This is a genomic window from Roseivirga misakiensis, from assembly GCF_001747105.1.
Lineage (GTDB): Bacteria > Bacteroidota > Bacteroidia > Cytophagales > Cyclobacteriaceae > Roseivirga > Roseivirga misakiensis.
Window position 1 is genome coordinate 760,876 of sequence record NZ_MDGQ01000003.1, and the last position, 16,262, is coordinate 777,137.

The 16,262-nt window shown below is 40.7% G+C and carries 16 protein-coding genes; all 16 read right to left on the reverse strand.

Going from position 1 to position 16,262, the window contains the following annotated elements; translation table 11 throughout:
• Positions 1 to 4: 4 nt before the first annotated feature.
• The 16 genes from BFP71_RS03675 to BFP71_RS03750 are packed head-to-tail and all read right to left on the reverse strand — an operon-like array spanning position 5 to position 16,259.
• Positions 5 to 862, reverse strand: coding sequence for a glycosyltransferase family 2 protein (locus BFP71_RS03675; protein WP_069834083.1), 858 nt, complete (start codon positions 860 to 862; stop codon positions 5 to 7).
• Positions 859 to 1,770, reverse strand: coding sequence for a polysaccharide deacetylase family protein (locus tag BFP71_RS03680; RefSeq protein ID WP_069834084.1), 912 nt, complete (start codon positions 1,768 to 1,770; stop codon positions 859 to 861). The genes BFP71_RS03675 and BFP71_RS03680 overlap by 4 nt, the downstream gene beginning before the upstream one ends.
• A gap of 3 nt (positions 1,771 to 1,773) precedes the next feature.
• Positions 1,774 to 2,673, reverse strand: coding sequence for a formyltransferase family protein (locus tag BFP71_RS03685; RefSeq protein WP_069834085.1), 900 nt, complete (start codon positions 2,671 to 2,673; stop codon positions 1,774 to 1,776).
• On the reverse strand, positions 2,666 to 3,544 hold the full coding sequence (locus tag BFP71_RS03690; RefSeq protein WP_069834086.1) for a glycosyltransferase family 2 protein: 879 nt from the start codon (positions 3,542 to 3,544) through the stop codon (positions 2,666 to 2,668). The genes BFP71_RS03685 and BFP71_RS03690 overlap by 8 nt, the downstream gene beginning before the upstream one ends.
• A 15-nt stretch (positions 3,545 to 3,559) precedes the next feature.
• Positions 3,560 to 4,792, reverse strand: a complete 1,233-nt coding sequence (locus BFP71_RS03695) for a hypothetical protein (protein ID WP_141719664.1) — start codon at positions 4,790 to 4,792, stop codon at positions 3,560 to 3,562.
• A gap of 28 nt (positions 4,793 to 4,820) precedes the next feature.
• Positions 4,821 to 5,534, reverse strand: coding sequence for an FkbM family methyltransferase (locus tag BFP71_RS03700; protein WP_141719665.1), 714 nt, complete (start codon positions 5,532 to 5,534; stop codon positions 4,821 to 4,823).
• A gap of 9 nt (positions 5,535 to 5,543) precedes the next feature.
• Positions 5,544 to 6,530, reverse strand: a complete 987-nt coding sequence (locus BFP71_RS03705; RefSeq protein WP_069834560.1) for a Gfo/Idh/MocA family protein — start codon at positions 6,528 to 6,530, stop codon at positions 5,544 to 5,546.
• Positions 6,531 to 6,535: 5 nt separating this feature from the next.
• Positions 6,536 to 7,684: a dTDP-4-amino-4,6-dideoxygalactose transaminase gene (gene rffA / locus BFP71_RS03710; protein ID WP_069834089.1), complete on the reverse strand. Its 1,149-nt coding sequence runs from the start codon at positions 7,682 to 7,684 to the stop codon at positions 6,536 to 6,538.
• Position 7,685: 1 nt separating this feature from the next.
• The gene (locus BFP71_RS03715; protein ID WP_069834090.1) at positions 7,686 to 9,098 is read right to left on the reverse strand and encodes an NDP-hexose 2,3-dehydratase family protein; all 1,413 of its coding nucleotides are present in this window, start codon (positions 9,096 to 9,098) and stop codon (positions 7,686 to 7,688) included.
• A 37-nt stretch (positions 9,099 to 9,135) separates the two neighbouring features.
• Positions 9,136 to 9,519 carry a GNAT family N-acetyltransferase gene (locus BFP71_RS03720; protein WP_069834091.1) on the reverse strand — a complete coding sequence of 128 codons (384 nt, stop codon included), beginning with the start codon at positions 9,517 to 9,519 and terminating at the stop codon, positions 9,136 to 9,138.
• A gap of 46 nt (positions 9,520 to 9,565) precedes the next feature.
• Complete coding sequence (locus BFP71_RS03725; RefSeq protein WP_069834092.1) at positions 9,566 to 10,849, reverse strand: glycosyltransferase; 1,284 nt, start codon at positions 10,847 to 10,849, stop codon at positions 9,566 to 9,568.
• Complete coding sequence (locus BFP71_RS03730; RefSeq protein ID WP_088124861.1) at positions 10,846 to 12,210, reverse strand: lipopolysaccharide biosynthesis protein; 1,365 nt, start codon at positions 12,208 to 12,210, stop codon at positions 10,846 to 10,848. The genes BFP71_RS03725 and BFP71_RS03730 overlap by 4 nt, the downstream gene beginning before the upstream one ends.
• A 10-nt stretch (positions 12,211 to 12,220) precedes the next feature.
• Positions 12,221 to 13,096 (reverse strand): glucose-1-phosphate thymidylyltransferase RfbA, encoded by an 876-nt coding sequence (rfbA, locus tag BFP71_RS03735; protein WP_069834093.1) that lies wholly within the window; start codon positions 13,094 to 13,096, stop codon positions 12,221 to 12,223.
• A 31-nt stretch (positions 13,097 to 13,127) separates the two neighbouring features.
• Positions 13,128 to 14,180: a dTDP-glucose 4,6-dehydratase gene (gene rfbB, locus BFP71_RS03740; protein WP_069834094.1), complete on the reverse strand. Its 1,053-nt coding sequence runs from the start codon at positions 14,178 to 14,180 to the stop codon at positions 13,128 to 13,130.
• Positions 14,181 to 14,193: 13 nt separating this feature from the next.
• Complete coding sequence (gene gmd, locus BFP71_RS03745; protein ID WP_069834095.1) at positions 14,194 to 15,321, reverse strand: GDP-mannose 4,6-dehydratase; 1,128 nt, start codon at positions 15,319 to 15,321, stop codon at positions 14,194 to 14,196.
• Positions 15,318 to 16,259, reverse strand: a complete 942-nt coding sequence (locus BFP71_RS03750) for a GDP-L-fucose synthase family protein (protein WP_069834096.1) — start codon at positions 16,257 to 16,259, stop codon at positions 15,318 to 15,320. Before BFP71_RS03750 ends, gmd begins: the two co-directional genes overlap by 4 nt.
• Positions 16,260 to 16,262: the final 3 nt, after the last annotated feature.

Consider the following 16,262-nt stretch of genomic DNA (forward strand, 5'->3'; position numbering starts at 1 on the left):
CTTATTATCTTCTAAAAAGGATATCCAATATCCGTTTGGTATGAAATTTATTTGTAAATGCTCCTAGTTCCTTATCAATAATATACTTGTCATTGGACAATAAGGCATAATGATATCCGAGGATATAGAATATTGAAGGTACTAATATTGGTCTTTTTTTTAACCTTCCTATAAAGCGCAAGAAAGCTAAAAAAAAACTAGTTCTTAATCTGTATGCATACCTTCCATCTTTGAAATGAAATTTCACAGGATTATATGCCGAACTGGTAGGTCTATAGTGGATCACGGGTAAATCAAAAACTTTGGTTTCCCAACCATTCATCATTGCTTGCATAGAATCTAATCCATCCCAATTCCAAATTACCTTAAACCCGCCAATCTCCTGAAAACATTTCATTCTAACAGATTTAAAAGCACCCCGAACATGGTAGTCTAGCTCGCCCTCTTGAATGAGTTTGTCTCCAATTTTGTTTTTAATGTAACCTCCACAAATTCCAACCTTAGGGTTTTGATCGAATGTGTTTGCAACAGTCTGAAAATACTCCTTAGGTAATTCTAAATCACCATCTAGTTTTACGATAAAATCAATTTCTCTGCTAGCCAGGGCCTCATAACCAATGTAAAAGGCCCTCATTACTTTTGATCCACCTGCCCTTTGCTCATCATGAGAAGGGTTGCTGATAACTCTTATCCAATCATACTTTTCCTCATATTTCCTTAGAATTACAAGGGTATCATCGGTTGAACCATCATCAACGATTAACCATTCTGTAGGAGTAAGAGTCTGTGCAACTACTGAGAGAATTGTCTTTTCTACGTATAACTCCTCATTTTTAACAGGAGAAACAATCGAATATTTCATAAATTTTTAACGCTCAAGAAAAGCGGATTCAAATAGAAATTCAGAACAGATTTTGGATATCGAAATTCTATACTTGTTCTTTCCCAAAATAGTGGATTTAGCTTTGAGGCGTTGAGTAATTCTTTGGTTCCCAATGCTACATCTACTTTAGGCGAAAAATCTGAAACAATATCCATGACGTTTTCGGCCCTTTGAAACGGAAATGAAAAGTACGAATTACTAAGTGAGAACTTTTCCTTCAATGAAACAGCTGATTTTTGAATTTCTGTGACTATCTCTTCCTCGTTTAGTTTAGAACAACTAGGGTGGCTTCGAGTATGACACCCAACATCAAATCCTTTATTAATTAACTTATTCACTTGCTTGGTAGACAAATATGGCTTGTTTTCGCTAAGATATTCATCTAAACTACACGGCATTAATGAATTCCAAAGAATGGCCATATTCAGATCTTTTTCCTTCATTTGCCATTCACGAAGACTCCAAGACATCAAGTCATCAGCATCATTGAATTTATTCAAATGAGGTAGGACACTTTCAGCCTTGTTCTTGAGTACCTGTTTGTCAAAATGTTGCGTCAAAACAAACAATCCATGTCTCCACATTAACTTTTTATTATCTATACAGTCTTCAATTAAAAACAGGGTTGGTTTGATTCCAAACTCCTCTGCAATTGGCGCAATTACAGTATAATTCTCTACAAAGCCATCATCTGTAGTTAAGACTATTTTGCCTTTGGTTGATGTACCCGATTTATGGCATTCTAGAGCTTCTGATATAGAAATAAACTGATTCCCCTTCATTAAGAATTTTAGAGTCTTCCTGAAAGCCTTAATGTCTAATGTTTTATCGGAAGGAAAATGCTGCCTAGTAGAATCACTTACTAAGTGTAAATATATGATCCTCATAATCTAAATTCTCGACAAAGTATTGGACAAAAGCTCGCCATAAACAGTTTTTAAATCTGGTTTCATTGCCCTGTCGTATACATTGATTATGTTCTTTGGTCTTTTATATATCCTCATTCTATTTGAACCCTCAAACCATTTTAGTCGAATATCTTCCCAAATTGTCCAATCATTGGATCCAAAATAGTTTAAACTTCTTTCTTGCTTAAGCGAATGATATTCGGAATTTTTCAAGTAGTAATTTAAAAAGTCGATATAAAGCTCCACACTCCCCTGTATACCTTTCAAAAAAAGCGTACTTGCATTATCCGATTCCGAGATTTCAGGGAGGTAATATGCCAAAATATTTCCCCCATCGATCCTCTCATTCATCACCATAAGTGTTCCGCCAGATAGATTTGGTCTGCCTTTCGCCACACAATGAAATGCAATACTTGAACCATTGAAAAGTGGAGACAAACCACTGTGATAGTTAAGCACTAATGCCGTAACGTTGTCAAAGAATTTCTTTCTCGCGATATCTCCCCCTAGAAAACACACTACTTTGGGTTTCCGATTATTAATCCAGGAAATGGTCACATCTGAATTAACATCTGTTGAATGAAACACTTCACTGGTATCGGGCAATGTATCTAGCGATTGGTTCTTGAAAGACTCTGACTCTACATATGCCAGCCTCTTCGCAAAACCATGTCGGGTAAACTTATGATAAAAAGAGCTCATCAGTTTGAGCATCAACCATAAGTATCCAAATTTCTTAATTCCATCCTTTAACCTCTTCTTGTTTGATACCCTCTCAGGGCGGACAATACATATGCTGACACCAGAAAAAGTTGAGGCCAAGGCTTTAGCCCAATAAATATGTCTGGGGCTAGAATTCGTAACCAAAACCAGATTACTCATGGTCTTTAAGTCTAAAGTTGAGAAAAGATTTCAGGTTACCTAAAACCACAATAGCCATCGTTAAAGGAAAGAGCAGCTTGTTTCCATAGGTGAATATGTTTTTAACATACTTACGCCAATAATTACGGGAGTATGGGCTAAGATAACTTCGTAAATGACTCCCAAGAGATTCTTTTACAAAAGAAGAACCTGATCCTGTGAGACGATGATGACTGTAGACTACCGCCTCCCAGTTGACCATGACTGGATGTCCTTTTTTACGAGCCCTAAGACAAATTTCGTCATCAGAACCATATTGAATATAATCCTCATTCAATAACCCTATCTCCTCTAAAATTGAAACCGGGATCAACATACCCCTTCCAGGTAATATCACACTTGGTACCAGGCCTTTGAAGTCTACAAGGTCAATTGGTTGAAAAATAGGGTGGTAGTCAACCGACCTGTATCTCCACCATTGAAAGTCCTTGACACCTGAGAAAGTCAACAAATGTGGCTCTTCATAGGTAACCGACAAAGAGCCGATAATGGTATCTTTGTCCTGTTTCTGAGCTCCATCAATCATCTTTTCAAAGTATTGTGCATCCAGCTCTATATCGTCATTAAGCATTAGTATATGACTGGGGCCCTCTTCAAGTGCTCTTTTTATTCCTTCGTTAATAGATCTGGTATACCACCAATTGCCGTCCCCGATTACTTCAATGGCTTGTGGGAATGTTTCGGCCAACATGGATGAGGTTCCATCACTACTTCCATCATTTACCACTACTATAAAGTCTTTTTCTGGCAACTGTTCATAAATCTGGTAGAGCAGTCGTTGCAACAATTCACATCTGTTAAAAGAAGGAATTACAACAGCGATTTTCATCATATCAGACAAACTGAATTATAAATTAGGAATTGAGGAAACTTCTTTGTCGTCCTTAGACAATTGATTCAATTGTAGAATCGGGAAAATAAAAATCAAGGCATAGAAAAACGGACGTGTAAACACACCCTGACTAAAACCCATGACAAAAATCCCCAGAAAGGGTAACCATACCAGATGCCTTGATTTCACCTTAAAGTAATCGCAGACCTTGCGCATAGACTTGAATAGATAAAAAAAGTAAATCAGAAACATAGGAATCCCATAAGTGGCCAAAAAACCCGTAATCCCATTATTCCTATGATTCTCTTTTGTAAAAGACAAGACGAGTTCACCGCCATATCGGCTCTCCCCTCTACCCCATCCTATCCATGGACTATTCGAAAAGTCGTTGATGTCTGCCAAAGCACTTCCAAATCTTGAGGTAGTGGTTTCCTCAGCTAAAACAATATCTTCTACCAGCTTTTCACCGATGAAACTGACGTTCATATACGCATAAAAACCAGCTATGGCAAAGAGTATCAGGAAAAAAGCATTGGATAGTTGAAAGCTCCTGGTGTAATAAATAAGTATGAGCACAAAGAGTGCTATCAGACCTGCAGTCGACTGAGTAGTAACGATGGCTATCATAAAGACCCAATTGAGCCTTGAGAAAAATTTCCCTTTCCAAAGTGTATTAAGGGCAATGGCAATATTCAGAAAGAACGAGAAGGCACCAGGTTCCCAAAATGGTCCTGGGTTCCGAAAATCAGTGAACAATGTTTTTTCTAAGGCAAATACGAAAACAGAAGGGATTTCAGCATAAAAACCAGTCCCCGGATCGAAAGGATCAAGCAGGTAAGTTGAGGCTACATCTCTGATTGCCTCTAGTATTCCTGGAAAAAACCAAAGTATCAGAAAGAAGAAGCTCACATAAGTGAAAAAAGCCATCAAACGGACGTACTGTTTGACAAAACGATCGCCAATAATGAAAATGCAAAAGTAGGCTGTAAAGAGTCTCAGTTGAGTACCTGCCAATAGGGTAATTCCACCTCCGCCATGCAGGAAAACCTGAAGGAACTCCACCACTAGCATTAAAACACAGAAGATGAGGAAACTCCAATAGACCTTTCCGTTAAACAAGATGAAGAAGAATAGAGAAATGGCAAAAAGAGCTATAACCCACTCTAATGACCTATAGAAAAATGGAAATCCCGTAACGGCCAATAGGCCTAAGATCAAAATGGACGATATGACATCGCGTAGCTTCACTCAATCGAGATTATCGGTTTTAGAATACTCACCGATTCTTGAAATAAACACCATCTACCTGAAGTAGTCTTCCACTCTCCGGGTCATAAAAGCCTGGTTCAAGAGAGTAAAGGTCAAAGCCTTTGGAAACAATATAGGCATTCATATCATCAAAAAGGCTTTCACCCTTGTATAGTTCTGTCAATGACATTTCAAGCTGTATTCCCACAATGTCTTTCAAGGAGTTCTCAGCACCTTTTAGCACCATCATTTCAAATCCCTGAACATCAAGCTTCAACATGATTGACCTATGCTGTTGCAGTCCAAGTTCAGGAAAAAGGCTGTCAATAGTCTTTACCTCGATCTCCTCTCTTGACTCAAAGGTCGATGCAGGAGCTGCTTCTTTGTGGCTGTCTTCTAAATCAAGAAGGGAGCTACTCACTGAGTTCTGCGAAACATTGATGAAGGCCTTCTCATTTTTATCCCCAACGCCCAGGTTAAGACATTCCCATGAGGGATCATTTTGACTATTGGCTTTCAATCTCTGATAAGCAAAAGAGGTTGGTTCAAATGAAATAATACGTCCATTAAAACCCAATTTACGGGACAAAGAAGCAAACTGGCCTTGATTTGCACCTATATCAATAAGGCAATCCACCATGAAATGATTATAGAGCTTTACCCTTCTTAATAAATGATCGTTTGGATAGCGTACTATCTCAAACCCTAACTTTCTGGACCACTTTTTTACAAAATCTCTCAATATCTTACGTTAAGTTGTTAATGTAGCCTTTTCTCTAAGCTGTTGAATTAGGTTTGCCTGCACTTTATTAGATAGATTTTCCCGTTCCCTCTTCTCTTCTTCGGCTACAAGCGTGTAAAAATACTGCAACATGTTTTGATAGGCATTATCTGATTCCCAAATAATGCTTTTGGTTCCATCACTGGTTTCAAGCACGATTGTCGGCTTAAAATCGATAGGGGCTGTAAATATTCTATTCGTAGAAACCTTTCCTTTGCTTCCCCATAACTCAATGTTACATTGGTAGTAATTATCAAAACCAAAAGCTATTTCAGAGAATAGGGATCCCGAACGCTGTTTCAGATAGCCACCTCCCCAGATATCTACCTTGAGTTCGTCATCGAAACTCATATTTGAAGCCTCTACTAACAAGTCTGTTCCCAAAAACTCTTGAGTAATTCTGATTGGGTAGGCTCCTGCATCTAACAATGCACCTCCACCAAGGCTGGCATTGTATCTGATATTGTCTTTATCTTTAAAGGGTGGAAAACCAAAAGAACTTCTTAAACATCTTAGCTCTCCAATGGTGCCATCTGCCACCAGACTCTTGATATAGGCCAGTTGACTGTGAAACCTGAATTGGAAATTTTCCATTAGGGCCAAGCCCCTTTCACCAGCGATGGTTATTAAGCTTTCAACTTCCTGTGGCGAACATGCAAGTGATTTTTCAACCAAAACATGTAACCCTTTCAACAGACACTTTTCAATCCATTCAAAATGCAGTGAGTTGGGAAGGGGAATATATACGGCCTGGAGACCTTCTGTTTCCAAGAGGGTCTCATAAGAAGCAAAGCCTGGAACATTGAACTTCTCGCTCAGCTCTTCTGCCTTCTGTCCACTCCTACTCGCAATTCCGATGAGATTGAAGTGGTTCTTCAAACCCTGAATTGCGGGAATCATTGAGCGTTGTGCAAAACTAGAACCTCCAATTATCCCAAAGTTTATTCTAGAACCCATATCTCTTAATTTGGATACATCTCTGTTAATACCTTCTCCATTTCTGCCATACACTGCTCTAGTCCGCTTTCAGCCAGATCAGTATAAAATGGCATTCTTAAAATCAAGTCTCCAAGTTCTTCGGTTAAGGGGAGATCCTCAGGTCTGTAGCCCAGCTTCATACCCATGGGTGAAGAGTGAAGTGGCAAATAGCCAATGTAGGCAGAAATACCTTTCTCTTTGAGGGTGAGCATGAAATGATTCTTATTCTCCACAGAATCAAAAACTGCCCAGAAGGCGTGATGATTAAGTTCATGGTCAGCTGTTGGTTGAAAGACTCTGACCTTTCCTCTTTTTACGTATTGATCAAAGAGCTTGAAATAGGCTTCTGTTAATTTGCTCCGCTTAGCCCTGATCTCGTCCTCACTTTCCAATTGTGCGAGGAGTACGGCTGCCAAAATATCTGATAAGAGATAGCTTGATCCTTTGTCCACCCAGCTGTACTTATTCTTCACTCCATTCAACACTAACCTGCGGTCAGTTCCTTTTTCTTGAAGAAAATAGGCCCGCTCTTCCCATTCTTTCACATTGACCACAAGCCCACCACCTTCTCCGGCATTATAATTCTTGGTTTCATGAAAACTATAGGCTGCCAAATGAGCCTGACTTCCACAAGATTTACCTTTGTAGGTAGAGCCAAAAGACTGGGCACAATCCTGCATAACAATCAAGTTATGTCGATTGGCTATGTCCATAATTTTGTCAATCTCACAAGAAAGCCCTGCATAATCGATTGGCAAGATCATCTTTGTTTTTTCAGTGATCAGCTCCTCAATCCTATTGGGATCAATGTTCATTGTCTCAGGATCTACCTCACAAAACACTGGTTTTGCACCAAATAGAATTACCGCATTTACAGTAGAGCTGAAAGTGTAGGAGGGTAAAATTACCTCATCTCCTGGACTAATATCGGCCAGCACGGCTCCCATTTCAAGTGCCGCAGTACAAGAAGGAGTGAGGTAAATCTCTCCCAGGTCTTGATATTTATTTTTTATGAGGTCAATGACCCTATTACAGAAAGAGTGGTTACCACAATGCGCTCCGGATCGAAGTGCCTCTAATACGTACTGCTCTTCTTTGTTAGCTGCGTATACTTTATTGAATGGAATTCTCATCTCACTTTAGAAATTGAATTGTTGAAATCAGGCTCCTCGCCTGAATATTGAGATAATTGTTAAATTTTAAGAAGATACTCATTTGGTGAAGAGTCATCCAGATATAATTGTCCGGGACTTCTTCTGACATATTATCATCGGCCTCTATGATCAGGTTGCGATTCTGTTCCCTGTAAAATCGACCCCCCTCTTCAGATTGTAGCGTATCATAACGTATCTGACTACTATCTGCATTGAGAATATAATCCAGAAAGGGCACATCTTTTGAATTGGCATAACTGCCTGTAATACACTGAACGGTCGGTGCCATTTCCAGTATATCAAAGTTTCCACACTCCAGTTTGGCCTGCACCAAAAAGTGTGATACTCCGTTGATTCGCTTATGAATAAATGCAATGATGCCTGGTTCTATAGGCCCCACCAAAGGCTGGTGCCAAGACCTGACCTCCCGGTTTGAGATTTCTACCTGAGCGGCTATTACATTGAAATAAAGATTGTTCTCTTGCCGGATGACATCCTCTTCTATAATCCAGCCCTTAATATCAAAAAGTGAAATTGGCCTTACATTGAGGTCAAAATTGCATTTGAGTTGAGTCAACCATGTAATAATTTCATCGACCTTATAGAGAGCTACATCTCCATTGATCTGGCTTTCCAGCATAGCATAGTCGATCTGTCCAGCCGCAGCTACTCTCATTTCTGATACGGGCTTTAAATGACCACTAAATGAAATGGCTGAAATCACGGTACGGGTATCCATGTTCACCACGTTATCATAACACAGCAGTCGTTTGATTTGCCCTAAAGTAAGCCAGATAAAATCTTCCTCTACAGGGATATCCTCATCTGCCTTGATGATCATATTCCTATTTCTCTTTTTGTAAAATCTGGCACCTTGTTCCGATTGAAGCTGATCAAGGATAACCTGATCTCGCTTGACCTGCTGAAAATATTCAAGGTATAATGGCTTTCTACCCTTATGCACTTGAGAATAATTACTTCTCGTGGCCTGTAGCGTAGGAGAGAGTTGAACATTATTTACATTGCCGGGCTCTATCTTAGCTTGTAAAAGAAAATAAAGTATTCCATTGATCTCTTTGGTTATGATGCCCAAGTACCCTACTTCGGGCTGATCAATTACGGGTTGTTCCCATTCCTCTACTTTACCCCAATTGGTCTTGACATTAATACCGCTTATTGAAAAGAACCTGCCGCTGGAATGCCTCAGCGCACCTTGTTTCTCGTCTAAATGCCAATCTTTCATTTCCCTGAAAGGGATTTTATTTACATTGACCTTAGTGGCTGCATTCCGCTTTCGTAACCAATGAAGGGTCTCTTCAGTACTAATGAAAGGATTCTCTTCAGTAATGGCTGAGCCAAGAAGTAGGTCTGTGTTAAGAACTGTACGGTCCATTAGGAATATTAACCTTTAGCGCAATCCCGGAATGGGATCAATTTCTTTCAAGCACGATAAGCTTTTCTGTAAAGCCCACAGATTTAAAGAGTCTTATACTGGCCTCGTTGCTAATTTTCACTCTGGCATAGGCTTTGGGAAATATCTTCATGATTTCATCTATCATAAATTTTCCACAACCTTTTCCCTGAAAATCAGGATGTGTGCATACCCTGATATCATTATCAATCACACCAACATATCCGGCCGGCTGGCCCTCGAAAAGCAGAATTCTGTAAAATTTGGAATGATCAGCCATATAAGCCTTTTGCATATCAGGTGTAATGGTAATATCATCTAGAAAACCTTCTTTAACACGCTGATCCTGCCTAAGAATCCTTACAAACTCCCAGTACTGCTCGGTACATTTAACCAATTCCATACTCATTATCGCAAATAGTTTTCTTGGTCTTAAGCGGTTGCCAGTGTCACTCAAGAGCTGAAAGTAGCTCCTTAAAATTCTTTAGGAAAATATTCATATTGGTTTTTTCAGAGGCCATCTTGTTACAGGCTTCAGACATTTGAGCATATTCAGCTTCGCTTTTATGCAAAATTCTGAAGATTCCCTCGGCCATCTGATCGGTGTTTGGCAGATCCGCCATATATCCAGTGGATCCGTTTTCAATAAGATCCGGACCTACTCCTATATTAAAAGAAACTACAGGTGTTCCTGTCATCAATGACTGATTGATCATCATAGGACCGGAATCTTCAATAGATGGACTCACCAATACGTCAGCGGCATTGTAAGCCTGAGACAGACCTTGATGATTCATAAAACCTAATGCATGGCATTTAAAGGGAAGACTATTAAGGAAGTCCTCCTGCGACTTACCTGCCACCAAAAGTTCGACTTCAGGAGAATCCTTTGTCAACATTGCCTTGAGCTTATGAAGACAATCAACAAGCTCCTTGAGTCCTTTTCGTTTTTCCCAGGTAGAAACTGCTCCAAAAAGTATCAGCTTCTTCTCTTCAGGAAGCCCTAATGCTTTTCTGGCAACTCCATGATCCTTCTTCCTAAACACATCATCATCGATTGGCAATAGAAGTTTCGATTTGGGTACTGCTTTGAAAAGACTGCTCTGATGAGTCTGCTGATCAAGGCCATCAGAACCAGCCACCAGCGCTATGTTCATCTGGTCGATATATTTCTTCTTGAATTCCCAGTTTACCCTTGACAGATCATTGCCGGTATCTGAGTAATAAGCTGGGCATTTACCGCAAGCCTTCAGGTAACCATCACAATTCCAGGCAAAATGACAACCTCCGGTGACTGCTGCCATGTCCATCATGTATAGGATAACCAATGCACCAGTCTTCTGCTGAAGCTCATACAAATGCCTGAAAGAGATGAAATTGTAAATGAAAGTCGCTACAATAATATCTGGCTGAAAGCTGCCTAACTTGAGAATCTTCTTCGTCTTTAACGAGAGTTTAGAGGCATCTGGAGTCAATACGTAATAATCTGGATCCGTTTTGATTGAATTCGCCACGCCCAATTCTCTCTTGATCTTATTCTGTACTCTCTTATTTAGTCCGTAAAGCTTTGAGTAGAAAGATTTTACCCCTGGTGTTTCAGAGTCATATGTATCTTTAACAATAACCTCAACTTTGAAATCATTCTTAGACTCAAGTGCCTTTTTTATGTCTAGCGCAACAATTCCGGCAGACCTGGTTGGATTAGGCGAACTAAGGATTAGAACATTTCTCATCTGTTCCAAATACCTTTGGCGGTACTATTCATGATTTTTTGGTACTGGATCTGATAGACAACCACACCCACAATTTCAAAAATAACCATGGAGTACATAATACCTGAGATTCCAAATCTATCGCAGAAAAACAATGTCAAGGGTATGTATAGGATGGTCATAATTGTCAGTCGATACATCTGCACCACCAATTTGCCGACACCATTTAAGAACGCATTGAAAATATTATTGAAAGTGTTTAGCGAAACATAGACCGCCAATGAGATGATCAGTCCTTTTTCTATAAACAGTTCTTTTCCTACCCATAGTGGGATAAGCCGATCAGAGAACACAAAGAGTCCGGCAATCAGCAGAAGTAGCAAAAGCCAGGTAAGCTTAAGCTTGGAGATGGTCTTCTTAATCCATCCCAGTTCATTTTTAACAAAGGCCTCAGTAATGGCGCTCCAATAAGGTGAGAGTATAATAGCAAAGCCCAAGGTGGCAATGCTGAAATACTGGAAAGCAACACTGTACGGGGTTACTTCAGTTGGCCCAAAAAGACGGGTGAGTATGAAGTTATTGGTCTGATAGAAAACAATTGCAGCAATCTGAACAACAAAAAATTTGATCCCCAGATTCATTAAGAACCCAAGTTCCGAAAAACGAACAAGCATGAACGTAGGCCTAAGTTGCTTATACCTTGTCCGGAATATTATGATAGAAAGTGTCAGGCTTATAAAAACGGGAACTCCCGCTAGAATTGCCCCCAGATAAAGCAAGCGACTTTCTGCAAAATTGAGTAGTAAATAAATCCCCAAAAGTGCCAACAGTCTACCTGTAACACTCAAGCCTTGGGCCAAGGCTGGTTCTTGTTTGGCGTAAGCTATGGATTCAATAAGGCCAACTACAAACTTGGCGCACAGAAAGAAAAAAACTGTCAGTGCCAGTTTGCCCAATTCTTCGCTCAAAAAGCTTGAGGCATTCAAAATCGAGGCCCAGTCCAGAAAAAAATTAGCCCCAAGAAAAAGCAGGAATACACCAGCAAATATAAGCCCCAAAGTGACATATGTTGTGCTCACATAAATCCGTGCTTTTTGAATATCGTTTCTGGCAATGGCTTCAGTTAATCGGTTTCTTAGGCCATTGCCCAAACCAACATTGAACAGTGAGAACCATCCGAGAATCACTGATAAGGTAATCCAAATTCCATAGCGCTCATCGTCCAGATAGTTTAGTACAAGCGGAACTTGTATGAAGGAAATGAGAGAATTGAGACCCTGAAGGCCAAACAACCCAACTATATTGATTCTCGCTTTGGCTGATCTCTGATCAGCGTTAAAGAAGAGTGTATTAAGAATGGGGATGCGTCTTAAAAAAGACATATGAACAAAATCAGGAGCTGATCAGTCGATTGAGATAAACCGCATAGCTGCTCTTACCATGCTCATTGGCCAGTTCTTTCAACTGTTCCAGATCAATGTATTTCATGCGGTAGGCTACCTCTTCAATACATGCTATCTTCAAACTTGTTCTTTTTTCAATAGTTTTAACAAATTCTATTGCTTCAGACATAGATTCGTGTGTACCGGTATCTAACCAGGCATTTCCCCGGCTCATCTTTTGGATAGTCAATGCATTCATCTTGAGGTACTCCTGATTGACAGAAGTAATTTCAAGTTCTCCTCTATCCGAAGGTTTTACTCCTTTGGCAATCTGAACCACACTATTTGGGTAAAAATAAAGTCCCACAACTCCATAGTTGGATTTAGGCTTCTCGGGCTTTTCCTCTATGCTTAGGACCCTTCCATTACTATCAATTTCTGCGATACCATACCTTTCCGGATCTTCCACTATATAACCAAAAATAACGGCCTCTTTCCGCTCAGCCACTCGCTGGACTGAAGAAGCAAGGAGTTCCTGAAAACCAGCTCCGTAAAAAATATTGTCTCCTAGCACAAGACACACGTCATCATCGCCAATAAACTCTTCTCCTATCAAAAATGCCTGGGCCAGACCATCAGGACTGGGTTGTTCAGCATAAGATAAAGAAATGCCCAGGCCACTCCCGTCTCCAAGCATTCTTTCAAAATGAGGTAGGTCATGCGGTGTAGAAATAAGCAGGATATCGCGGATGCCAGCAAGCATTAAAACCGATAGTGGATAATAAATCATGGGTTTATCATAAATCGGCAACAACTGCTTTGATATCACTTTTGTAGCTGGATATAATCGGGTGCCTGATCCTCCCGCAAGAATAATTCCTTTCATTGAATATCTGTCTTTAGTCGAAGAGTCTCTATCATACTTTCTGACCTAGTCTTTGTAAGTCATAACTACCCTGACTTACGGCCTGGCACCAATCCTCATTTGAGAGATACCACTCCACTGTCTTCCTAATACCTGACTCAAAGGTCTCATCAGGATTCCAGTTTAATTCATTTTGTAGCTTGGCTGAATCAATGGCATATCTAAAATCATGCCCCGGTCGGTCTTTCACAAAGGAGATCTGATCAGAAAAGATACCTTCTGGCTTAGGTCTTAACTCATCCAGGATAGCGCAGATACTAAGCACTACCTCCAGATTGGTTTTCTCGTTATTACCTCCGATGTTATAGGTTTCACCAGGCCTTCCCTCACAGAGTATTTTCCAAAGAGCTTTGACGTGATCATTCACAAAAAGCCAATCTCTTATGTTATCACCCTGCCCATATACGGGAATAGACTCTTCTCCCAAAGACTTCAGAATCACTACTGGTATTAGCTTTTCCGGAAACTGATACGGACCATAGTTATTGGAGCAATTGGAGACGACAACAGGTAATCCATAGGTATAGTACCATGCTCTTGCCAGATGGTCAGAAGAAGCTTTAGAAGATGAATAGGGAGATCTTGGGTGGTAAGGTGTTTCTTCTGTAAAAAAGCCTGTGGTACCTAGGGAGCCAAAAACCTCGTCAGTAGAAACATGAAGAAATCTAAAATTCTCTTTCGCAACACCTGACAAGTTGCTAAAGTAGACCTGTGCCACTTTAAGTAAGCAATGTGTACCTACCACATTGGTGGTGATAAAATCGGAAGAGTTGTCAATAGAACGGTCTACGTGAGATTCGGCCGCCAGGTGCATCACTGCATCAGGCCGATGCGTGTTGAAAACTGCATTGACCGCCACTTCATCACGGATATCTACTTTTTCAAAAATATATCTTTCAGAATCACTGACTTCTGACAGTGATTCAAGGTGACCGGCATAGGTCAAAGCATCTACATTCACCACTGTATGTTCCGAATGTTGAATTAGATATCTGACCAGCGCAGAGCCTATAAAGCCGGCTCCTCCGGTTACCAAGACTTTCATAGATTCTTCTTGTTTACTCGGCCTGATTCAGCACCTCATGACCTGCTTTGATAAGGTCAAGGTTTTTTCTGAAAAGCATAAGATCTGCCTCTACCATTTCATTTATCAGCGCCTCAAGATCATATTTAGGTTCCCAACCCAATACCTTTTTGGATTTTGAAGGATCTCCTATCAACAACTCCACTTCTGTAGGGCGGAAATACTTGGGATCGACAGAAACCACTAGTTGTCCAACTGATACCGTTTTAGGATCACCAGGAAATACGTCAGTGTCGATGGCTGCCACATATGCTTTTTCTTCCACACCCGTTCCCTCGAAGGTCAGTTGGATTCCCACTCTGGCGAATGCCTTGATGATGAAGTCACGCACTCTTGTAGTAATGCCCGTAGCAATGACGTAGTCGTCAGGAGTATCCTGTTGTAGAATGAGCCACATAGCCTCAACATAGTCTTTTGCGTGCCCCCAGTCTCTTTGAGCATCAAGATTGCCTATGAAAAACTGATTTTGAAGCCCTAATGCAATCTTGGCCACAGCCCGAGTAATTTTACGGGTCACAAAGGTCTCCCCTCTTAGTGGTGATTCGTGGTTGAACAGAATACCATTGCTAGCATGAATATGATAGGCTTCTCTATAGTTTACTGTGATCCAGTAGGCGTAAAGTTTAGCCACTGCATATGGAGACCTGGGGTAAAAAGGCGTGGTTTCACTCTGAGGTACCTCCTGAACCAAGCCGTATAATTCTGAAGTAGATGCCTGATATATCTTGGTTTTTTCTACCAAGCCTAACAGTCTTACCGCCTCGAGAATACGTAAAGTACCGAGGCCATCCGCATTGGCAGTATATTCTGGAGTATCAAAGCTTACTTTGACATGACTCATAGCGGCAAGGTTGTATATCTCATCTGGCTGAACCTCCTGAATGATTCTGGTGAGATTCATTGAATCTGTCAGATCACCATAATGGAGAAAAAGTCGCTGATCTTCGTCATGCGGATCTTGATAAAGATGATCTATCCTGTCGGTATTGAAGAGTGAAGATCTTCGTTTTATACCATGAACTTCATACCCTTTTTCAAGGAGGAATTCTGCCAAATAAGCACCGTCCTGACCGGTAATGCCTGTAATTAAGGCTTTTTTCATATGCTGTAACTATCAATATTTTCAAGGAAGTCCTCATATGTCATCTGAATACCTTCCCTCAATCCGATTTTATTTTTCCAACCCATGGCATGTAGTCTTTTCACATCCAAAACCTTGCGTGGCGTACCGTCCGGCTTGCTTATGTCCCAAACAATATTGCCTTCGTAACCAACAATATCCCTGACCATTTCCGCCAGCTCTTTAATGCTAAGGTCTTCTCCTACTCCGACATTTACTCGGGCCCTGTCACTGTAATTATTCATAATATAAATACAGGCGTCGGCTAGGTCTTGCGCATTTAAAAACTCTCTTTTAGGTGATCCACTGCCCCATAACTCCACCTGAGGCTTTCCTTCAGCTCTGGCTTCATGAAATTTACGAATCAGGGCCGGTAATACGTGCGAGGTCTTCAAGTTGTAGTTGTCTCCTTTACCATAAAGATTTGTTGGCATTACAGAGATGAAATCACAACCATACTGATCACGATAGGTCTCACATAGCTTGATTCCCATGATTTTTGCCAGTGCATATGGTTCATTAGTGGGTTCCAACTCCCCTGTCAGCAGCGAGTCTTCCTGAATGGGTTGCGCTGCAAACTTAGGGTAGATGCATGATGAGCCCAGAAATAATAGCTTTTTGCAGCCCGCCTCATAGGCTGAGTGAATGACGTTGGTAGTAAGTGTTACATTTTCATACAGAAAATCAGCCCTGAAGGTGTTATTGGCCATAATGCCCCCAACTTTAGCTGCTGCCATAAACACATAATCAGGCTTCTCTTTGAGAAAGAACTGCTCAACACTGTGCTGATCTAACAGGTTAAGTTCCTGGCGTGTTCTGACAATCAGATTTTCGTAGCCAAGTTCAGACAATCGATTAACAATAGCACCGCCCACCATTCCGCGATGGCCGGCAACAAATATTTTTGCTTGCTTCTCCAAGGT